Below are 20200 nucleotides of genomic sequence, written 5' to 3' on the forward strand. Positions count from 1 at the left end.
CGGACCGGCCCTCCCTACGGTGAGGCGTAGATCTCGTCCCAGAACAGCCCCAGGATCCCGTCGAGATACGCCTGCCCGGCCTCTCCCGACTCGGTCGAGGCCGACCCTTCGCCCCAGTTGAGCGTCCCGACCATCTGTGACTGATAGTCGGAGTGCAGCTGCTGCAGCACGTCCTCGATGCGGTGCCGGGGGAGCGGCAGCAGTTTCGCGACCGGCCTGGCGTAGGCCTGCCAGCGCGTGGTGACGGCACTGCGCAGCATCTCCGAGAGCGCCTCGGCCCGGCCCGTCACCTCGATGAAGTCGGGCAGGGGCAGCGACAGCACCTCCGCGAGCGCGGCGGCCTGCCGGTCGTTCCCGGTCCAGTGGCCGGTCTGCTCCATCCGCTCGTACACCGCGGGGTCCATCCCGATGCGCAGGGCAAGATCGCTGGCGGCCATCCCGCGGGCCATCCGGTGCTCGCGGAGGGTGCCCGGTGCGCTCAGCAGGTCGCCGGGGGAGCACCACAGGGCCCCCGCCAGGGCGGTCAGCTCGGCCTCCGTCGGCGAATCCTCACCGAGCTCCCAGCCGGCGATGGTCGCCGGGGCGACCTGCAGCCCATAGGCGGCCCAGATGCCGTACGCGACCTGTGCGTGCGCCATCCCCAAGGCCTCGCGCAGCCGCCGTGCGGCGGTGGCGTCGAATGGGGGCCGTCGGGATTCGGATGGCTGGATCTGGCGCATTGGCCCCACGCTAAGGACGTACTCGCGGGTAGACCACGGTGCTATCCCCCAAGATCACATGTCGTAGGAACGTCCGAAGTGTCAGCCTTTGACAGCACTGCACAGGGTGAATCCCCCGCCGAGTCGGCGGGCGATCAGAACGTACAGAAGGATCACCGGGTGGAATAGAGGACGGAGAAAATCAGGGCCCAACGGGCTGCGTGCGGTGCCTGCCGTATTCAGCCGAGACGGGGTCTTCAAGCAGTAGCCGTCTGGTCAAGTGGCACGTCCAGGTCGGCGAGCCCGCGCCGGTCGACCCTGTTGCCCGAGCGGACCAATTCCTGGATCGGCTCGGTGACGTCCCAGATGTTGACGTTCATGCCGGCCAACACCCGGCCGTCGGCCAGCCAGAAGGCGATGAACTCCCGCCTGCCCAAGTCGCCGCGTACGACAACGTCGTCGTATTGGCCGGGCTCGGCATAACCGGCGTATTCCATACCCAAGTCGTACTGGTCGGTGAAGAAGTACGGGACGCGGTCGTAGAGCGCGCGCTTGCCCAGCATCGACTGTGCGGCCGTGTCAGGCTGATTCAGCGCGTTGGCCCAGTGCTCGACCCGGATGTGCTTGCCGAGCATCGGATGGAAGGCGTTCGCCAGATCGCCGACCGCGTAGATGTCCGGGTCGGAGGTGCTCAGCGATGCGTCCACCACCACCCCGTTGTCGACACGCAGGCCGGTTCCGGCGGCCAGTTGGGTGTTGGGGATGGCGCCGATACCGACAATGACTGCCTCCGCGTTGATGCGGGTGCCGTCTGCGAGACGCACCCCGCTGGCTCTCCTGTCCTCGCCCAAGATCTCGGTGACATGAGCGCCGAGCCGCAAGTCCACGTCGTGCTCGCGATGCAGATCGGCGAAGACGGGCGCGATCTGCGGACCGAGGAGGCGCAGTAGCGGCATCTCGCCTGCTTCGAGGATGGTCACATCCACGTCGGCGGTTCTGGCAGCGGCGGCCACTTCCAGGCCGATCCACCCTCCCCCGACGAGCACGATCCGGGAGGAGGACTGGAAGGTGCGCTGAATGGCTTCGCAGTCGCCGACGCGGCGCAGGTAGAGCACACCATCGAGATCCGCCCCGGGCACCGGAAGGTGGCGCGGTGAGGCGCCTGTGGCCAGCAAGAGTCTGTCGTAGCCGATCCGGTTGCCCCTGGAGGTGGTGACCTCACGCCGTTCGCGGTCAATCGCGGTGGCCTCGGTGCCCAGCAGCAGGTCGATGTCGTGGTCGGCGTACCACTGCAGGTCGTGCACGAAGATCGTGTCGCGGGCCTTACTGCCCTGCAGGTACCCCTTGGACAGCGGTGGCCGCTCGTACGGCGGCTCGTCCTCGTCACCGATGAGCTGGATCCGACCATCGAAGCCGTGCTCGCGCAGCGCCTCGGCGGCTTTGGCCCCCGCCAGGCTCGCTCCGACGATGACAAACGCAGGTTGCGTCGGCATCACGCATGCCCCCTTATGTGGCCGGAATCCTGCAGGGTGCGGGCGAGCTGGGTGGCGAGTTGGTCCCAGCTGGCGTCGAATTTCTCAACTCCTTCGTTCTCCAGGACCTGGACCACGTCGGCGTAGTCGATGCCGAGCCTGGCGAGCTCGTCCAGCACGCGGTGCGCATCGTCGTAGCTGTCGCGGATACTGCGATCTGCTACGACCCCGTGGTCGGCGACCGCGTCCAGCGTCGCCTCCGGCATGGTGTTGACGACGCCCGGAGCAATCAAGTCGGCGACATATCGGGTGTCTTCGTACCGTGGGTCCTTGACGCCGGTGGATGCCCACAGCAGACGCTGCGGACGCGCTCCGGCGCGCTCCAGGTACTTCCACCGATCGCCGGCCAGCATGTGCTCGTAGTGCTCGTAGGCCAGCCGGGCGTTTGCGATCGCCGCGCGGCCTCGCAGTGCGTCGGCCCGTTCGTCGTCCAGCTTGTCCAGCCGCCGGTCGATTTCGGTATCCACCCGAGAGACGAAGAACGAAGCCACCGAGGCGATGGCCGACACGTCATGGCCCGCGTCCCGGGCACGCTCCATTCCGGTCAGGTATGCCTCCCTGACCGCGTCGTACCGGTCGAGCGAGAACAGGAGCGTGACATTGATGCTGAGGCCCTCGGCGAGACACGCGGTGATGGCTTCCAGACCCTGCTTTGCTGCGGGAATCTTGACGAACAGATTCGGCCGGTCCACCAGCCACCACAGCGCCCTCGCCTCGGCCACGGTCCGCGCGGTGTCGTGCGCAAGCCGCGGGTCGACCTCGATCGAGACGCGCCCGTCAACCCTCCCGGTGGCATCGTGGGCCGGGCGCAGCACATCGCAGGCCCAGCGCACATCGAAGGTGGTCAGGGCACGTAGGGCCTCCCCGACCTCTACTCCGCGCAGCGCGAGATCGGTGAGCTGGTCGGTGTAGGCATCGCTGCCGGTGATGGCTTTGGCGAAGATCGTGGGGTTTGTCGTCACGCCCACCACATGGCGGTCCCGGATGAGCCGTGCCAGGCTTCCGTCGGTCAGTCTCCGCCGACTCAGATCGTCGAGCCAGATCGATACTCCCGACTCGGTCAGACGGGCGAGCGTATCGGTCATGATTCCTCCTCGTCCGAGGCGCGTGTGCCCCAGCGGGGAAAGCGGGAGTCGCGGTCAGCTCTGCAACACCTCTGCGAGTACCGCGGCCTCGCTGATGTCTGCCTGCTTGGTCGCCGTGAGGAGCGTCAGCGTCCGCCTCTTCGCCACATCCCGCAGGTGCGCCAGCGCCTCGGCGTGCTCGGGCTCCTGCAACTCGGCCCGGTAGCGGTGGCCGAACTCCTTGAACCGCTGCGGATCGTGGCTGTACCACTTGCGTAGCTCGGTCGAGGGCGCCACCTCCTTGCACCACTCGTCGAGGTCCGCTCGGTCCTTGGTCAGGCCGCGTGGCCAGATGCGGTCGACGAGGACGCGGGTGCCGTCCTGGTCTTCCGGGTCCTCGTAGACCCGACGCACCCGTACGTTCGGTTTGGTCGCGGCCATTGCTGCCTCCTCACCGTCGTTGATGCAGGCTGGCCGGCGAATCCACGGTGGCGCATACCTCAGCTGCAGGAGGATTCACGGAGATATTCGCCGTCCACGCTCACCAGGTCGGTGAGCACCGGCAGGACGCGCAGTATCTGGCGCCGAAGTGCGCCGGCCGTGGAACGGACCCAGCGCAGTCGCCGCTCGGGCGGGATCCGACGGCCGCAGGCCAGGGGCATGGAGCGCGGCAGATCAATCGCGCCGACGGAACACATCACCAGGCTCCTGCAGAGCCCCCGCCGCCGCAAACGCACCACGGGCGCTTGGTCACGCTGTGGATTCGGACGGCTTCGAAACGTTTCCAGGACATGTGGTCCCAGTCAGTCGACAGGCGCAGCGGCAGCCCCGAAAGCGGCCAGTCGGGTGGAGACCAGGGAGACAATGCGGAGCACGGCGAGGATGCCCCGAACAACGTCTGCGCCCATGTCACCCTTGCCCTGCAGGCGACGGCCGAAGCCGTTCGCGCACCGAAGTCCTGCCTCCGGTGCACCTCGCGGTGGCGCAATGGGGGTGCGCGTCGGCCTTCCGTAGGAAGTGACGCAGGTGAGCGATCAAGAGCAACCCTTGAGCGGGACCCCGAAGGTGGGCGGGCTGGCCGGTGACGATCTCGGGTACGACAGCGAGGAATGGGCCGCGGTCGCCCCCCGGCACATCGCTCCGGAGCAGTGGCAGCAGTTCGAGGGGTACATGCGGGACATCTTCGCCGCGATGGGCATGCCGGTCGGTTCAGCGGCCACGATCGACACCCCACGTCGCTTCCTCCGGGCGATCTTCGAAGCGACCAGCGGGTACGAGGGCGACGAGAATCTGGTCACCGCGTTCCCGACCGAGTGCCGCGGCGGCCCCGATTGCCGCATCAGCCAGGTGGTGGAGGGGCCGATCCCGTTCTTCTCCCTGTGCGAGCACCACAGCCTGCCGTTCTTCGGCACGGCGTACGTCGGCTACGTAGCGCACGAGCACATCCTCGGGCTGTCCAAGCTGACCAGACTGGTGCGACTGTTCGGCCGCCGGTTCTCCGTACAGGAGCGCATCGGCCAGCAGCTCGCCGATGGGCTGGAGCGCATCCTCCGTCCACACGGCGTCGCGGTTCACCTGGAGGCGGTCCACCTGTGCACGCAGATGCGAGGTGTCCGCGAGATCGAGTCCAGCACCCGCACCACCTACTGGCGCGGCACCTACGACACCGAGAACCAGCTGAGGCTCGAGTTCTTCGAACTGTGCGGCCTGAGGGGTGCAAACCGTGGCAGGGCATGACGCCGCAGCCCCTGGCCCCGGTACACCGGCAGAGGCTCTTAAGCCGCTGTACGAGGAACCTGGCCTGCCCCGCTGGGGTCTGCCGTCGACGCTGGCCGCGCTCTACAGCGGTGACTTGGGCTTCACCGAGCCCTGCCTGTACGCCAACTTCGTCACCTCACTCGACGGGGTCGTCGCCCTCGGCCCGGAGTTCCCCTCCTCCGGCTCAGCGATCAGCGGCCGGGAACCGGCGGATCGGTTCGTCATGGGACTGCTGCGGGCCTGTGCCGACGCCGTACTCATCGGGGCGGGCACTCTTCGGGCCACACCAGGTCACCGCTGGACGCCCGAGCACGCATACCCGGCAGCCACAACGGACTTCGCCGAGCTGCGGCACAGCCTCCGGCGTACTACCGAGCCGGACCTGATCGTCGTCACCGCGAGCGGCGACATCCCGGCTGACCACCCCGGTTTGCGCGCGGGCACGCTCATCGCCACCACGACGGCCGGGGCCCGGCGGCTGGACGGACGCCTCCCGGCAGCCTGCACGATTCTCGCCGTGGGCGAAGGCCCCGGGCTGCGGATGGCAGATGTGCTCGATGCCGTCCGCGCCCGCGGGCACACCATCGTGCTCACCGAGGGCGGGCCGCGCATCATCGGTCAGCTCGTCGGCGACGGCCTGCTGGATGAGTTGTTCCTGACGGTGTCCCCCGTGTTGGCGGGCCGCGCGGACACGACCCGCTCCGGGTTGGTGGCCGGGCTGGAGCTGTTGCCCGGACGGCAGGAGGCGGCCGACCTGATCAGCGCGAGGCAGCGGGCGTCGTATCTGTTCCTCCGCTACCGGTTGCGCGGCGCCCGCCTCTCCAGGGGAATGAACACCAGCCCGCCCGGTCAGTGAGTGCCGTCAGTTTCCAACGGAGGCGAATCCTCCGATCAGGGCCCCGTAGGCAACGTGGGCCAGACCCGTGACGACGGGTGTGCCGGGGCCGTAATTGAGCATCAGGAATCCGGGTGGCTCCAGCAGGGCCACATCCGTGGCACTGGTCATCGGGCTGCCCATACGCGGGTGGACGAGCGGCAGCAGGATGTTCACCAACGCAGTGCCGGCGAACAGCCCGTGCCCGAGACCGAGCAGGGCGCCCAACCACCAACTGCTGTAGTGGATGGTCAGGAACACGGCGTAGTACCCGAACGCGAAGATCTGCCCGTTGACGAAGTGCATCAGGTACCCGATCGCCTTGGCTCGCGTCCTGTTCACGGTCACGACCGTGCCGAGCAGGAACGGCAGGTCAATGCGGGTGAGCTTGAGCTCGCTGGCGGCACGCAGTGCGGTGGTCAGCACGAGCGTGCCGACAAACCCGCCGGCAACAACGCCCCAGGCAGTCATCTGCCGGCCTCCTTGCTGATGGCGCAGGCCGCGCTGATCAGCGCCAGATGACTCAGCCCCTGCGGCATGTTTCCCAGGAAGGCGCCGGAGACCGGGTCGATCTCCTCGCTGTACAGGCCGACGTCATTGGCCAGTCCGACGAGCTCGTCCATCAGCTCGACGGCATCATCGAGGCGGCCGCTGCGGGCCAAGGACTCGGCCAGCCAGAAAGAGCAGGCGACAAACGCCCCCTCAGTTCCGCTCAGGCCGTCTTCGCCGGAATACCGGTCCACATACGGGCCGTGCCTGAGTTCCCGGCCCACGGCGTCGACCGTGGCACGCAGGCGCGGATCGCCTGGATCGCCATACCCGTAGAGCAGGCCGAGCAAGACGGCAGCGTCCAGATCCTCGCTGCCAGCCGAGCGCACGTAGCAGTTGCGCTCTTGTGAGAAACAGCGCGTCTCGACGAACTCGCGCACCGCCTGCCGCCCTGACCGCCACCGGGCCGCGTGGCCATGAGGGATCAGCCCGCGCTCGGCGAGCCGCACGGCACGGTCGAGAGCCACCCAGCACATCATCTTCGACTGGGTGAAGTGAACGGGCGCGCTGCGCACCTCCCAGATGCCCGAGTCCGGCCGCTGCCAATGCGAGCAGATGAAGTCGGCGAGTTCAGCCAGCCGTCGCGCCACGTCGTTGTCCAGTCGGCCCATGGCCCGGGCATACAGCCAACCGGTCTGCAGCAGCTCTCCGTAGGTGTCCAGCTGGACCTGGTCGGCCGCCGCGTTCCCGATCCGGACCGGTGCGGAGCCGTGGTAGCCCTCCAGTGGAAGAGCCACTTCCGGTGCCTGGGCGCCTCCATCCAGCCGGTACAGCACCCGCAGCCGGGGGTGGGTGAGCTGGGAGGCATGCATGAGCCACCAGAAATAGGCATGCGCCTCGGCAGAGCAACCGAGCCGCAGGAAAGCCTCCAGCGCGAAGGCCGAGTCGCGGACCCAGGAGAACCGGTAGTCCCAGTTGCGTTCACCACCGATGCACTCCGGCAGTGAGGACGTCGCCGCGGCCGCAACGGCACCGGACGGGGCGAAAATCAGCAGCTTGAGCGTCAGGGCGCTGCGCAGGACGGCCTCCCGCCACATGCCTTCGTATGCGCGTTCCTTCGCCCAGTGGCGCCAGATCTCGCACGTCTTCTCCATGCGGGCATCGCATTCGGACCGGGCGGGGAAGACGAGCGGCTCCTGGTATGCGAACGGCATCGCGATCAATCCTCGTGTTCCCTCCTGAAGATCGACACGGCCGCCGATCGCATCGTCGGCGCATGTGGGCTCACCCACCTCCCAAGCGCAGACGGCGAGGGCATCGCTGCCCGACTCCGCCACCGGAATACCAGCACGCCGTACGAGCCGTGGCGCGCGGGCGCCGTATGCGAAGCGGGGCTGAACGCTCCAGCGCATCGGCACGGTCCCTGCCACCCCGTCGAGGCGTCGCTGCAACTCCCGCATGGGCGCCAGCGCCGCGTCGTCGTGCAGGGTCAGAGCGTCGGTGACGCGCGCAATCCCCCGGTCGGTGGTGAATGTCGTCTCCAGCACGTTGGTACCGGGCAGGTACCGGCGCGCAACCCGATAGGTCACCTCCGGCTCCAGCAGAAACCGGCCGCCGCGTGCGGCGTCCAGCACGGCGGCGAACACTGTCGGCGAGTCCAGGGCCGGCAGTCCCAGCCAGTCCACCGACCCGTCGCGGGCGACCAGGGCCGCCGCCCGGCCGTCGCCGATGACCGCGTAGTGGCGCAGCGGAGCGTAGCCATCGGTCCGCCAGGCCGTGGCCGGCAGGCGCCGATCATTAACGGGAGGATCACCGGCTCCCATGGCACCACTCTCGCACCGAGTCGGACGTGCCGCTTCCACTGCGTCTGCACACGGCCTCAGACAGGCTCCGCCTCGGGCACGGTGTCGGTCTCGCCGGGCGCTGTGCCCTTTCGGGTGGCGGCGATCAGCTGGGGCAATCCTCCTCGGGAGCATGTACCTGGCCCAGCTCGACGCAGCATTCGCCCGGTCGGGGGGCGAGGACGGCCTGAACGGTGGTGGCCTTCAGGCCTTGCAGGTAGCCGGTGAGGAAGGCGTGGTTCAGGCCGCAGACCAGATCGGGGGCCTTGGCAGCGAGCGGATGGAAGGGGCAGTTGCGCAACCGCAGCCGGGTGGGGCTCTCGCGTGCGGGTTCGAAGCCGCGCTGGTCGAGCATGCGCTCGCAGAAAGTGAGACCGCGCTCGAGCCCGAGTCGACCGGGACGGGCCTGTGAACGCTCGGCTTCGCCCAACTCCCGCCCCCGCTGCGCGGCGATGCGCATGGCGGCCTGCATCCCGGTCTCATCGTCATCCTCGGTCACGATTGCCTGCAGGAGCAGGTCCGCCAGCAGTTCGTGGCGACGGTCGGGGATGCTGACGAGGATCTGGGTATCCGTGGGTTCGTAGAGCTTGGGCTTCCGTCCCACCTTGCGGATGCCACCCGGGGGGTCGTAGCGGGTGCGCAGCAGGCCGGCATGGACGAGCTTGTCGAGGTGGAAGGCGGCGAGCTTGCGGGATATACCCACGCTGGCGGCTGCCTCGTCCCGGCTCACGGGTCGGCGGGCGCGGCGGATGAAGGCGTACATCTGACGCCGCAAGTCCTCAGCGAGGGCGCTGACGGCTTCGATCGCCGTGTCGGTCGGGTAGATCGACTGGGTCATGTCTGATGCCACTCACCCACGATAACTCCCACCCCGCTAGGTGTATGGCGCTCCGCACTCGTCTGATCTGGCCCACTTGACCAGCTCTCGCAATAAGACCAAGCTTTGTTGGTGAAAAAGGGAGGTTGTCATGGCTGAGTCGTTGCAGCAGAAGGCCAAGCAGCCGGTCAGCGCCATGCTCGCTGGTCCGTACGGGCACCCGTTCCACCCGATCCTGGTCACGGTGCCGATCGGCGCCTGGGTGGGCAGCCTCGTCTTCGACATCGGCTCCCATATCGCGGACGACACCGACTTCCTGTCACGGGGAGCGATGTGGCTGATCGCAGTGGGCGTGATCGGTGCCTTGGCCGCGGCGATGATCGGCTTCCTGGACCTTCTTGCCATCCCGGCCGGCACCCGCGTCTTCCGCGTCGGCCTGATCCACATGACGCTCAACCTGCTGGTCACCGCCGCCTACGCGGGCAACTTCCTGTGGCGGAAGGCGGGAGACGGGCCGTCCGGCAGCGTCGGGGTAGGGCAACTGGCACTCAGCGCCGTAAGCCTGGCCGTACTCGGCGTCTCGGGATGGCTGGGCGGCCAACTCGCCTACCACTACGGCGTCCGGGTCGCGGACGAGGCAACCCAGGCCGAAGGGTTCACCCCCAGCCACCGCAGGCCAGGGGCCACCACCGACTGATCACAGCCCGGGCCGCAGCGGTCTTCCACGGGCGGCCTTCCCACCGACATCCTGGGAGTTCTCATGGACATCGCCGCACTCATCATGTGGGTGGTCACCGCCCTCGGCGGCTTCTACATGCTCGGTATCTGGATCACACACGGCGGCGCCCGAGGCGGTACCAGCCGCCTGCCCGTCCCCGTCATCTTCGGGCACTTCGCCCTCGCCGCCGTTGGCCTGGTCGTGTGGATCATCTACGTCATCGCAGATGAGACAGCACTCGCATGGACCGCCTTCGGCCTGCTCGTTCCCGTCGCCTTGCTCGGCTTCACCATGCTCGCCCGGTGGATCCCCGTGTACCAAGGCCGCGCCACCACCCCGGCAGAAGGCGAACAGGCCGCACCCGCCGAGAAGCACTTCCCGGTGCCCGTGGTTGCCGGACACGGACTATCGGCCGTCACGACCGTCGTGCTCGTCCTGCTCACCGCACTGGGCATCGGCAGCTGACACGACCGGCACCGCCACCGCCTCCATACCGGCGGCGGAGGCGGAAGGAACTTCGATGAGGTTGACTTGCCTGGACTGACGCAGAGACATCAGGCGGCCCACCATCCGCGGCCTCAGCTACCACCCCGGCCTCTGCGCAGCACCTCTCGTGTCGCCTACCGGAGCGCGGTGACGAACGGGTCGTCGCGTCTCGCCGGGAGCCATGCCAGCGCCGCGGTCCACGGCTCCAGGTCGGTGACCTCCACGTACGACACACCGGGCCGCGGGTAGAGCCACCGGCCCGCATCCGGGGGCAGCTGGATCCCTTCGCCCATGGCGATCAGCGGGAGGGCGCTCTCGTAGTCGACGACCGCGTGCGGGCTGTACCGGACCGGGCTGCCGTCCGGCCGCGGGTCGACGGCCCAGAAGTCCCGGTACACCTTCGGGACCTGATCCGACCAGCCGATGTGCGACTGGTCGGCAAGGTCGGCCAGGGTCAGCGGGCCCTTGTCGACGAGCGCGTTGCCGCTGGACATCACCGCGCACCGCCTCCCGCTCTCCAGCGGCAGCGTCTGGATGCCGTCCGGGACCGGCAGGAACACGAACGCCGCGTCGACCTCGCCCCGCAGAATCGCCGCTGCGGAGTCGAATCCCGTCCGCAGCACCTCCACGTCCAACTGCGGCCGCTCCCACCGCAGTTCTTCCATGATGGCCGGTATCGGATCCATGGAGGTGATCGCTTCGAAGGATCCGATGACGATCCGGCCTGCGTCCGCATTGGCGTGCGTCTCGGCCTGCCAGCGCAGTTCCTCCGTTGCCGTCACCACGGCGCGTACCTGGTCCGGGAGCGCTTCTCCCGCCGGACTCAGCTCGACAAAAGGACCTTCCCTTCGACGGTTACCAGACCCACAACCTGGCCCCCGACACCCACATCATCGGGATTTCGCTGAACGAGTAGGCCGGACGACCATACGGGGCCAAGGCCCGCGCCATCCCGGCGCGGGCCTTCGCCGTGCCGTGAGCCGTTCCGTCCGTCACCCCTTCACCGCCCCGCCCAGCGTGAAGCCGCCGCCCAGGCGGCGGGCGATCAGGACGTACAGGAGGATCACCGGGGTCGAATAGAGGACGGAGAAGGCGGCGAGCTGACCGTACGCGACGGTGCCGTAGTTTCCGAAGAAGGTGAAGATGCTGACCGAGGCCGGCAACTGCTCGGGGGTGAGCAGCAGCATGAAGGGAACGAAGAAGTTCCCCCACATCATGATGAAGCTGTAGATCGTGACGACCGTCACGCCCGGGCCCATCAGGGGCAGGACGACGCGGGTGAGGGTCTGGAACGCGGAGGCGCCGTCGGTCCAGGCGGCCTCCTCCAGGACGGCGGGCACGCCGTCCATGAAGTTCTTCATCAGCCAGATCGCGAAGGGGAGCTGCGAGGCGGCGAGGAAGAGCGCGGTGCCGTGCATCGTGTCGATCAGGTCGACCTGCACGAAGAGACCGTAGACCGGGACCATGATCGCGGTGATCGGCAGGCAGGTCGTGAACAGCACTGTCAGCAGGTACGGGCGGGTCAGGCGCGATCGGAAACGGGACAGCGGGTACGCCGCGAGGGCCGCGCAGACCACCGTGAGGGCGGTCGCGCCGCCGCACAGCAGCAGGCTGTTGAGCATCGGCCGATAGGTGATCTCCGGATCGAGCACCGCCGAGAAGTTGTCGAGTGTCGCGGGGGAGGGCGAGGCGACCCGGAGGTTCGCGTCCGCGTCGAGGGAGGCGAGGACCAGCCACGCGAGAGGGATGGCGAATGCGGCGGCGAGAGTCAGCAGCGCGGCGTCGGAGGCCAGGCGGTGCCGGGTACGGCGGGAGGTGGTCGGCACGGTCAAACCTCCGTGCGCAGCAAGCGCAGATAGACGACCGAGAAGAGCGCCCCGACCAGCAGCAGGAGCAGCGCGACCGCCGTGCCGTAGCCGATCAGGGACTTCAGGAACGCCTGGTCGTACATGAAGACCGGCAGGGTCTGGCTGCGGTTGCCCGGGCCGCCCCGGGTCATGGCCCAGATGAGGCCGAAGACGGAGAGCGTCTGCAGCGTGTTGAGCATGAGGTTGGTGCCGATGGAACGGCGGATCATCGGGAGGGTGATGTGCCACAGCCGCCGCGGGCCGCGGGCACCGTCGACCTCGGCGGCCTCGGTGATCTCCGTCGGGATCTCGGACAGTGCCGCGGAGTAGACGAGCATCGAGAAGGCGGTGCCGCGCCAGACGTTCGCGAACGACACGGCGAGGATGGGCAGGGTGAACAGCCAGTTCTGGGCGGGCAGATGGAGCCAGTCGAGGATGACGTTCAGGGTTCCCTCGCGCCGGAAGAAGGCATAGAGGAGGAAGCCCGCGACGATCTCGGGCAGGACCCAGGCGGTGATCACGATCGATCCGGTCAGCGTACGGACCGGCTTCGAGGCGCGCTGGAGCAGGCCGGCGAGAGCGAGCCCCAGAGTGTTCTGCCCGAGGATCGACGAGATGAGGGTGAAGACGAGGGTCAGGACGACGGCGTTGCGGAAGGCGTCGTCGGCGAACGCGCGCCGGAAGTTGTCCAGGCCGACGAACTCGGTGGATGACGAGCCGGTCAGCTGCATGTCGGTGAAGGCGATCCAGATGCAGTAGCCGATCGGCCCGCCGAGGAAGAGCAGCAGAAGGAGGGTGGCGGGCGCCAGCGGCACCCAGCGGAGCGGGCGGTGGCGGCGCGGGCGCGCCGCCGGACCGGCGGGCGGAAGGCCTGGCGACGGAGCCGCCACCTCCGCGGTCGCGGTGCTCATCCCGCCCTTCCGGTCGTCACCGCGCCGTCGGTGATCGACTTCAGCTGGTCGTCGTACGCCTTCGACGCCTGTTCAGGCGTGGCGTCACCCGTGGTCACGGACTCTATGGCCTCCCCGATCGCCGTGGAGACCTGCGGGTAGACCGGCAGGGCCGGGCGGTAGTGGGAGTACGGGACGAGGCCGGTGAAGAACTTCACGCCCGGACTGGACTTCAGATACTCCGGGTCCTTCGCCACATCATCGCGGACCGCGATCTGCGCGCCGCGGACGTCCCACTGCACCGCGTTCTCCTGTGTCTGCAGCGTCTCGATCAGCTTCCAGGCGAGACCGGCGTTCCGGGACTTCGCCGGTATCGACCACGTCCAGCCGCCGGACAGGCTCACCTTGCCGGGGGCGGCGCCGCGCTGGGTGGGCATCGGGGCGTTGCCCAGCACCTTGGACCACTCGGGCCATGGCTTGCCGCCGGTCTTCAGCCAGTTCTGGCCCACCCACGAGCCGTCGAGATTGATGGCGAGCTTGCCCTCCGGCATCCAGTCAGTGGCGACCGCGGTCCCGACGTTGGGGTCGAGGGCGTCGGAGACGTCCGGCCCCAGCTTCTCCGAGTACACCGTCCGGACGAAGTCCAGGGAGTCCTTGAAGCCCTGACTGCCCGTCACCCACTTCTTCGCCCTCACGTCGTACAGCGGGTCTTCGCCCGTGCCGTACAGCAGCATCTCGAAGCCCTGCATCACCGAATACTCGCCGGGAGCCTTGCCCGTATACACATTCAGTGGAGTGACACCGGGGACCTTCTTCTTGATGGTGCGCGCCGCGTCGAGGATCTCGTCCCAGCTCTTCGGCTGCCAGTCGGTGGGCAGCCCCGCCTTGGCGAAGATCTCCTTGTTGAACCACAGCCCGCGGGTGTCGGTGCCGTCCGGTACGCCGTACGTCTTGCCGTCCTCCGCCTTGGCCGCGGCCTTCGCCGTGTCGACGAATCGGTCCCAGGTCTTCCACGTGCGCAGGTAGTCGTCGAGGGGGCGCAGATAGCCGCTCTTGATGTCGGAGTTGATGAGGAAGGTGTCCTCGTAGACCAGGTCCGGGGCGGTCTTCGGGGAGCGCATCATCTGCTGGATCTTGGCGTAGTAGTCGTTCTCGGCCGCCTGGATCGGGATCAACTTGACGGTCTTGCCGGGGTTCGCCTTCTCGAACTGCTTGCTCACCATGGCGAGGTAGTCGTCCATGATGCGGACCTTGTTGTTCGTACTTCGCTGATAGGCGACCTTCACTGTGTCGGGGTCGCTGCCGGAGCCGCCGCCGCACGCGGTGAGCGCGGTGGCGGCGGCCAGGACCGTGGTGAGGATCAGCGGGGCGGTGGGGCGCACGGCACGACCTCCTCAGAAGCCTTCAGCAGGCTGTCTGGTGACGGTACGAGTTCCGTGAACGGGGGGTCAATGCCTGTGGATAACCGCTCGTCAGATCCGTGACAACGTTGTTATTCAGCCCTCAACCCTGCTACCCCGCAAGGGTCTTGGAAAGAGGGGCTGCCGAACGGGCCGCGATGGAGCCTGCCCGCTCGCCGCCGTCGGCCACAGTCGTGGCATGGGGGCGGCGCGAGATCCGCGTCGTGCGCGGCGCCCTCAAGCCTCGAACTGATCGAAATTCAGCCAGTTCCCCACAAACCCGTTCGTGCGCACATGTTCGATCCGCAAGGATGTGTCCCTCGTGGCCCGGGACCAGCCGGGTCACGTCCAACGGGGAAGGGGACACCTGTGCGCATCGCACGGCCCATAGCCATACTGACCGCAATTGTCGCCACAACCGCGCTGACCGCAGCGGCTGCTCCGGCGCTCAGTTCACCCACGCAGGGTGTGAGCGGTGACGTGTACTACCTCACGGACGAGGAAACCCCGGACGGGCCGCACCCCGTGTCGGACCTGCCCGCGTCGGTGCGCGCCCAGCTCGCCGGCAACGGCACGCGCAAGCCGGAGCACGGGCCCATCAGCACACTCGCGAAGGACACTCCGCGCGGCTACAAGCTGCGGGGGAACAACAAGCTCTCCAACTTCCTTTACAAGACCGACTGGATGACGGCCAAGTGGGTGCACTGCAAGGACGGCGTCTGCACCACGAAGCAGAAGATCAAATTCAAGATGCACCAGAGCCACGGCGGTGAAACCGCGAAGCGCTGGAAGCTGACGGCCTACTACGACCACATCTCCGGGTCCCGTAACTTCAAGGGCTACTTCTCCTATGAGTGCGGAGTGAACATCCCGCGCGAGAAGGACAAGACCTGCTCCACCTACTTCGATGACGACGCGGACGGCCCGGACGACATGAATCGCATGAGTCACGAAGAGTCGCTTTACAAGAAGTGGGGCAACAAGAAGAGCACCAAGAAGTTCCCGATGGTGAAGTTCGACATCCAGTTCGCGAATGGAACGTGGGGGCAGTTCGAGGGCGACTACGGGATGAAGATGCGGGGCTGGGACACCTGCATCAACGCACGCGGACGTGCCAAGCTGTGCCCCGCGACGGGTACTGGAGGGTGATGTGACGTCCGACCGCGAGGAAGACCGTGACGCCGACGGCAAGACTCCCCGGCAGCCGGAAGGGCCCGCCCTGATCACCCGTACCGGAGAATCCGAAGGGGCCGAGCCACGACCGCGGGAAACGGGTGGCGATACCGTCCACCACGTCCACCACATGGAGAGGTACGCGGTCGGACGGCACACGGACCTCCTTGAGGCGCTGCGGGAACTGGCCGAGTCCGGGTATCAGAACGGCGTCGTCTTCCGCGCGGTCGGCACGATCACCTCGTTCACGCTGCTGTCGGCGGCCGGCACCGCCACGGAATACGACACTCCTGGCGTGTTGAGCGCCGCGGGCAGCATCGTGGGCGGAAGGATCACCGTTCACGCCACGGTCGGAGTCGAGGACAACCGGGCGGTTTCCGGCTACCTTCAGCGCGCCCTGACCGGCGACGACGGGCTGGACCTGTATCTCGAGTACGCCGATGACTGAGCGGCCGGTCTCGAAGGGGCGCTCGGTCAACGAGGGCTGAGCCAGCGGTAGCAGAGCTCGGGGCGGCCCACCTGCCCGTACTGGGGGCTGCGTTCGGCCCGTCCGGCGCCGACCAGGTGTTCCAGATAGCGGCGCGCCGTGATCCGCGAGATTCCGACCGCCTCGCCCGCCGCGCTCGCCGTGACCCCGTCCGCCCCCGAGTCGCGGAGCACGCGGGTCACCGCCTCAAGGGTCGGCCCGCTCAGACCCTTGGGCAGCGTGGCCGGCTGCGGTGCACGGAGAGCGGCCAGCGCCCGGTCCACCTCGTCCTGGCCGCTGGCCTCTCCCACGGTGCCGCGGAACTCGGCGTACCGCACGAGCCGGTCGCGCAGGGTGGAGAAGCTGAACGGCTTCAGCACGTACTGCACCACACCCAGCGAGACGCCCTCGCGGACGACTGCCAGATCGCGTGCGGACGTCACGGCGATCACATCCATCGCATGCCCCGCCGCACGCAGCGACCGGACGAGCTGCAGCCCGTGGCCGTCGGGGAGATAGAGGTCGAGCAGCAGCAGATCCACGGGCGCGCGGTCCAGCTGCCGCCGCGCCTCGCCGCCGGAGTGCACGATCCCGGACACCTCGAAGCCCGGCACCCGGCCGACGTAGAGCGCATGCGCGTCGGCCGCGACGGGGTCGTCCTCGACGACGAGCACGCGGATGGGCCTGGCTGCGCCCCGCGGCGCTCTCAGGCCGTTCATGTGCCGACCCCTGTCCGGAGGGGCAGCCGTACGGTGAACTCCGCGCCGCCTTCCGCTGACCGGCCCAGCTCGATCGTGCCGCCGCCCCGGCGCACGGCCTGACGGACCAGGGCCAGGCCGAGGCCACGGCCCGGTCCGAGCCCGAACCCGAGCTCGGTCCCGTTCCCGGACGGGCCCTTCGTGCTCCAGCCGCGCCGGAAGATCTCCTCGACCGCGTCCGCGTCCACGCCCGGACCGGTGTCCGCGACCCGGAGCAGCAGCTCACCGTCGTCGGCGCGGGCGGTGACCGTGACGCGCGACCGGCGGCCAGGCCGGTCGGGGCTGGGGGTACCGCCCTGGGGGCACCCCCACGCGCAGCTGTGGGGGAGAAGCTCTGGGGGAGGCCCGTCGGCGGTGGGACGGCGGGCCGCGGGCACCGACGCGATCGTGGTCCGGGCATCGGGCGCGTCGCGTGTGGTCCCCTCAGCGGCGGCGTCCACCGCGTTGTCGATCAGGTTGCCCAGCACCGTCACCAGGTCGCGCGCCGGCAGCGGATCGGGGAGCACCCCGTCGTCGATCCGGCTGTCGGGGGCGAGGACCAGCTCCACCCCGCGTTCGTTCGCCTGCGCCGCCTTCCCCAGCAGCAGAGCCGCCAGCACCGGCTCGGCCACCGCCGCGACCACCTGGTCGGTGAGCGCCTGGGCCAACTCCAGCTCCGCCGTGGCGAACCGCACCGCCTCGTCCGCGCGCCCCAGCTCGATCAGCGAGACGACGGTGTGCAGCCGGTTCGCCGCCTCGTGCGCCTGTGAGCGCAGCGCCTCCGCGAAGCCGCGGACGGAGTCCAACTCGCCGGAGAGCGCCTGCAGTTCGGTGTGGTCCCGGAGCGTGACCACGGTGCCGCGCTTCTCTCCGCTCGAGACCGGTGAGGTGTTGACCACGACGATCCGGTCGGCGGTCAGATGCACCTCGTCCACCCGCTCCTCGGTGGCCAGCAGCGCGCCGGTGAGCGGGGCGGGCAGGCCGAGGTCGGCGACGTAACGGCCCACCGCACTCTCGTCGAGACCCAGCAGTTCCCGCCCGCCGTCGTTCATCAGCGCGATCCGCCGCTGCCCGTCCAGCATCAGCAGCCCTTCGCGCACCGCGTGCAGCGCCGCCTGGTGGTAGTCGTGCATCCGGCTCAGCTCGGCCGCGTTCATGCCGTGCGTATGGCGCCGCAGCCGGGCGTTGATCACATACGTCCCCACGCCGCCGAGGGCGAGCGCCCCGGCCGCGACCCCGAGCAGCCCGACCATCTGGCGCCGCACCTGCGCGCTGATCCGGTCGACCGTGATGCCCGCGCTGACCAGCCCGACGATGCGCCCTTCGCCCCGCTCTCCCTCCCGGACCGGGGTCACCACACGCACCGAGGGCCCCAGCGTGCCGGTGTAGGTCTCGGTGAACGTCCGGCCTTCCAGGGCGGGCGCGGTGTGGCCCAGGAACTCCCCGCCGATCCGGTCCGGGTCCGGGTGGGTCCAGCGAATGCCGTCCGGGTTCATGATCGTGACGAAGGCGACCCCGGTGTCCCGGCGGACCCGCTCGGCGTACGGCTGGAGCACGGCCGTCGGATCGTCGCTGCGGATCGCGGCCCGTACGGACGGGGAGTCGGCGACGGCTCGCGCCGCGGCGGTCGTCTGGTGCCGCGCCGCCTGCTCGGCCTGACCGCGGGCGGTCAGGTAGGCGAAGATCGCGCACCCGGCCACCACGGCGGCGACCAGCACGACCTGCATCGCGAAGAGCTGGCCCGCCAGGCTCCGGGGACGGGGGATGCGCATGACGACAGTCTGCCTGGCGGATGACGCACAGCCGAGAGCCGTCCGAGAACGAAATGAACACAAGGGTGACGGGCATCACACGGTGATGGATATTCGCCGAGACCTTCCAGGACGTGAGCCGCACGTACTGCGTCAGGACAAGGAGACGACCGTGGCTGCGCAGACTCTGCCACCAGGACAGACGCCGGGACCGGCGAAGAAGCGGGATCGTACGCACTACCTCTACATCGCCGTCGTCGGGGCGGTGCTGCTGGGCATCATCGTGGGCTTCGCCGCCCCCGGGGTGGCCGTCGAACTGAAGCCGCTGGGCACCGGCTTCGTGAATCTGATCAAGATGATGATCTCGCCCATCATCTTCTGCACGATCGTGCTGGGTGTGGGGTCGGTGCGCAGGGCCGCCAAGGTCGGCACGGTGGGCGGACTGGCGCTCGGCTACTTCATGGTGATGTCCACCATCGCTCTGGCGATCGGCCTGGTGGTCGGCAACGTTCTCGAGCCGGGTGCGGGTCTGCACCTGACCGATGCCGCACGCGATGCCGGTGAGGCGGCGGCCGAGGGCACGGCCACGTCCACGGCGGACTTCCTGCTCGGCGTCATTCCGACCACCTTCGTGTCCGCCTTCACCGGCGGCGAGGTGCTGCAGACGCTGCTGATCGCGCTGCTGGTCGGGTTCGCGCTGCAGGCGATGGGATCGGCCGGAGAGCCGATCATCCGGGGTGTCGGACACGTGCAGCGGCTGGTGTTCCGGGTGCTGGCCATGATCATGTGGGTGGCGCCGGTCGGGGCCTTCGGCGCGATCGCAGCGGTGGTCGGTGAGACCGGGCTCGACGCCCTGAAGTCGCTGGCCGTGATCATGGTCGGGTTCTACGCCACCTGCCTGGTCTTCGTCTTCGTGGTGCTGGGTACGCTGCTGCGGCTGGTCGCCGGGATCAGCCTGCTGGCGCTGCTGAGGTACCTGGGGCGGGAGTTCCTCCTGATCCTCTCCACCTCCTCGTCGGAGTCGGCGCTGCCCCGGCTGATCGCGAAGATGGAGCACCTGGGAGTCAGCAAGCCGGTCGTCGGTATCACCGTGCCGACCGGCTATTCCTTCAACCTCGACGGCACCGCGATCTATCTGACGATGGCCTCGCTGTTCGTCGCCGAGGCGATGGGGAATCCGCTGTCGCTGGGTGAGCAGATTTCGCTGCTGATCTTCATGGTGATCGCGTCGAAGGGTGCGGCGGGCGTCACCGGCGCCGGCCTGGCCACCCTGGCGGGCGGCCTGCAGTCGCATCGGCCGGAGCTGCTGGACGGCGTGGGCCTGATCGTCGGCATCGACCGCTTCATGAGCGAGGCCCGGGCGCTGACCAACTTCGCCGGCAATGCGGTCGCGACCGTCCTGATCGGTACCTGGACCAAGGAGATCGACAAGAGCCGGGTCAACGACGTCCTGGCCGGGAGGGTGCCCTTCGACGAGAAGACCCTCGTCGACGAGCACGCGGCGCCGTCGCCCGCCCTTCAGGATGCGCCGGAGCAGCCGGAGGGCCCCGCCAAGGAGCCGGTGACCGTCTGACGGTGACCGTCCGACGGCCCCCGACGACCTGACGGCCCCCTGACGCCAACGCCCTCGCCGCGACCCCGGCGAGGGCGTTGGCGACC

21 protein-coding genes and 1 pseudogene are annotated in these 20200 nt (G+C 68.6%); 7 read left to right on the forward strand and 15 right to left on the reverse strand.

Features of this window, described 5'->3' with window-relative positions; all coding sequences use genetic code 11:
• Positions 1-14: 14 nt before the first annotated feature.
• The 6 genes and pseudogenes from ACTWQI_RS08200 to ACTWQI_RS08225 form a co-directional block, all read right to left on the reverse strand.
• Positions 15-719, reverse strand: a complete 705-nt coding sequence (locus ACTWQI_RS08200; RefSeq protein WP_443268900.1) for a helix-turn-helix domain-containing protein — start codon at positions 717-719, stop codon at positions 15-17.
• A gap of 81 nt (positions 720-800) precedes the next feature.
• A pseudogene (locus tag ACTWQI_RS08205) lies at positions 801-898 on the reverse strand (carbohydrate ABC transporter permease); the annotation flags it as partial.
• Between the two features lie 57 nt (positions 899-955).
• Entirely contained in the window at positions 956-2191 is a 1236-nt protein-coding gene (locus ACTWQI_RS08210; protein WP_443268902.1) for an NAD(P)/FAD-dependent oxidoreductase, read from the reverse strand.
• A complete protein-coding gene (gene tal, locus ACTWQI_RS08215) occupies positions 2191-3315 on the reverse strand; it encodes a transaldolase (protein ID WP_443268904.1) in 1125 nt (374 codons plus the stop codon). The genes ACTWQI_RS08210 and tal overlap by 1 nt, the downstream gene beginning before the upstream one ends.
• A 54-nt stretch (positions 3316-3369) precedes the next feature.
• Positions 3370-3735, reverse strand: coding sequence for a DUF488 domain-containing protein (locus tag ACTWQI_RS08220; RefSeq protein ID WP_443268906.1), 366 nt, complete (start codon positions 3733-3735; stop codon positions 3370-3372).
• Between the two features lie 59 nt (positions 3736-3794).
• Positions 3795-3992 (reverse strand): hypothetical protein, encoded by a 198-nt coding sequence (locus ACTWQI_RS08225; protein ID WP_443268908.1) that lies wholly within the window; start codon positions 3990-3992, stop codon positions 3795-3797.
• A 349-nt stretch (positions 3993-4341) separates the two neighbouring features.
• Between ACTWQI_RS08225 and folE the strand changes: the two genes are divergently transcribed.
• On the forward strand, positions 4342-5031 hold the full coding sequence (gene folE, locus ACTWQI_RS08230) for a GTP cyclohydrolase I (protein WP_443268910.1): 690 nt from the start codon (positions 4342-4344) through the stop codon (positions 5029-5031).
• Positions 5018-5908 (forward strand): dihydrofolate reductase family protein, encoded by an 891-nt coding sequence (locus tag ACTWQI_RS08235; RefSeq protein ID WP_443268912.1) that lies wholly within the window; start codon positions 5018-5020, stop codon positions 5906-5908. The genes folE and ACTWQI_RS08235 overlap by 14 nt, the downstream gene beginning before the upstream one ends.
• 6 nt (positions 5909-5914) lie before the next feature.
• Here the strand turns inward: ACTWQI_RS08235 and ACTWQI_RS08240 are convergent, their stop codons facing one another.
• The 3 genes from ACTWQI_RS08240 to ACTWQI_RS08250 form a co-directional block, all read right to left on the reverse strand.
• The gene (locus ACTWQI_RS08240; RefSeq protein ID WP_443268913.1) at positions 5915-6397 is read right to left on the reverse strand and encodes a hypothetical protein; all 483 of its coding nucleotides are present in this window, start codon (positions 6395-6397) and stop codon (positions 5915-5917) included.
• Positions 6394-8238 (reverse strand): glycoside hydrolase family 15 protein, encoded by a 1845-nt coding sequence (locus ACTWQI_RS08245; protein WP_443268915.1) that lies wholly within the window; start codon positions 8236-8238, stop codon positions 6394-6396. Before ACTWQI_RS08245 ends, ACTWQI_RS08240 begins: the two co-directional genes overlap by 4 nt.
• A gap of 124 nt (positions 8239-8362) precedes the next feature.
• A complete protein-coding gene (locus tag ACTWQI_RS08250) occupies positions 8363-9106 on the reverse strand; it encodes a helix-turn-helix transcriptional regulator (RefSeq protein ID WP_443268917.1) in 744 nt (247 codons plus the stop codon).
• 118 nt (positions 9107-9224) lie between these two features.
• Here ACTWQI_RS08250 and ACTWQI_RS08255 point away from each other — a divergent pair, with 118 nt between their 5' ends.
• Both ACTWQI_RS08255 and ACTWQI_RS08260 read left to right on the forward strand, forming a co-directional pair.
• On the forward strand, positions 9225-9770 hold the full coding sequence (locus ACTWQI_RS08255) for a DUF2231 domain-containing protein (RefSeq protein WP_443268919.1): 546 nt from the start codon (positions 9225-9227) through the stop codon (positions 9768-9770).
• Positions 9771-9833: 63 nt separating this feature from the next.
• Positions 9834-10256 carry a hypothetical protein gene (locus tag ACTWQI_RS08260; protein ID WP_443268921.1) on the forward strand — a complete coding sequence of 141 codons (423 nt, stop codon included), beginning with the start codon at positions 9834-9836 and terminating at the stop codon, positions 10254-10256.
• A gap of 155 nt (positions 10257-10411) precedes the next feature.
• On the opposite strand, the gene ACTWQI_RS08265 is transcribed toward ACTWQI_RS08260, so the two are convergent.
• From ACTWQI_RS08265 to ACTWQI_RS08280, 4 genes are all read right to left on the reverse strand, one after another.
• A complete protein-coding gene (locus ACTWQI_RS08265) occupies positions 10412-11062 on the reverse strand; it encodes a LysR substrate-binding domain-containing protein (RefSeq protein ID WP_443268922.1) in 651 nt (216 codons plus the stop codon).
• 207 nt (positions 11063-11269) lie between these two features.
• The gene (locus tag ACTWQI_RS08270; protein WP_443268924.1) at positions 11270-12103 is read right to left on the reverse strand and encodes a carbohydrate ABC transporter permease; all 834 of its coding nucleotides are present in this window, start codon (positions 12101-12103) and stop codon (positions 11270-11272) included.
• 2 nt (positions 12104-12105) lie between these two features.
• A complete protein-coding gene (locus ACTWQI_RS08275; RefSeq protein WP_443268926.1) occupies positions 12106-13035 on the reverse strand; it encodes a carbohydrate ABC transporter permease in 930 nt (309 codons plus the stop codon).
• Complete coding sequence (locus tag ACTWQI_RS08280) at positions 13032-14396, reverse strand: extracellular solute-binding protein (protein ID WP_443268928.1); 1365 nt, start codon at positions 14394-14396, stop codon at positions 13032-13034. The genes ACTWQI_RS08275 and ACTWQI_RS08280 overlap by 4 nt, the downstream gene beginning before the upstream one ends.
• 387 nt (positions 14397-14783) lie before the next feature.
• On the opposite strand from ACTWQI_RS08280, the gene ACTWQI_RS08285 reads away from it, so the two are divergent.
• Positions 14784-15563, forward strand: a complete 780-nt coding sequence (locus ACTWQI_RS08285; RefSeq protein ID WP_443268930.1) for a hypothetical protein — start codon at positions 14784-14786, stop codon at positions 15561-15563.
• A 1-nt stretch (position 15564) separates the two neighbouring features.
• Positions 15565-16035 carry a PCC domain-containing protein gene (locus tag ACTWQI_RS08290; RefSeq protein ID WP_443268932.1) on the forward strand — a complete coding sequence of 157 codons (471 nt, stop codon included), beginning with the start codon at positions 15565-15567 and terminating at the stop codon, positions 16033-16035.
• Positions 16036-16061: 26 nt separating this feature from the next.
• On the opposite strand, the gene ACTWQI_RS08295 is transcribed toward ACTWQI_RS08290, so the two are convergent.
• Complete coding sequence (locus ACTWQI_RS08295) at positions 16062-16772, reverse strand: response regulator (protein WP_443268934.1); 711 nt, start codon at positions 16770-16772, stop codon at positions 16062-16064.
• Complete coding sequence (locus ACTWQI_RS08300; RefSeq protein WP_443268936.1) at positions 16769-18562, reverse strand: sensor histidine kinase; 1794 nt, start codon at positions 18560-18562, stop codon at positions 16769-16771. The genes ACTWQI_RS08295 and ACTWQI_RS08300 overlap by 4 nt, the downstream gene beginning before the upstream one ends.
• 151 nt (positions 18563-18713) lie before the next feature.
• On the opposite strand from ACTWQI_RS08300, the gene ACTWQI_RS08305 reads away from it, so the two are divergent.
• Positions 18714-20114, forward strand: a complete 1401-nt coding sequence (locus ACTWQI_RS08305) for a cation:dicarboxylate symporter family transporter (RefSeq protein ID WP_443268938.1) — start codon at positions 18714-18716, stop codon at positions 20112-20114.
• Positions 20115-20200: the final 86 nt, after the last annotated feature.

It is taken from the genome of Streptomyces sp. KR80, assembly GCF_052245555.1.
In the GTDB taxonomy this organism is placed as follows: domain Bacteria; phylum Actinomycetota; class Actinomycetes; order Streptomycetales; family Streptomycetaceae; genus Streptomyces.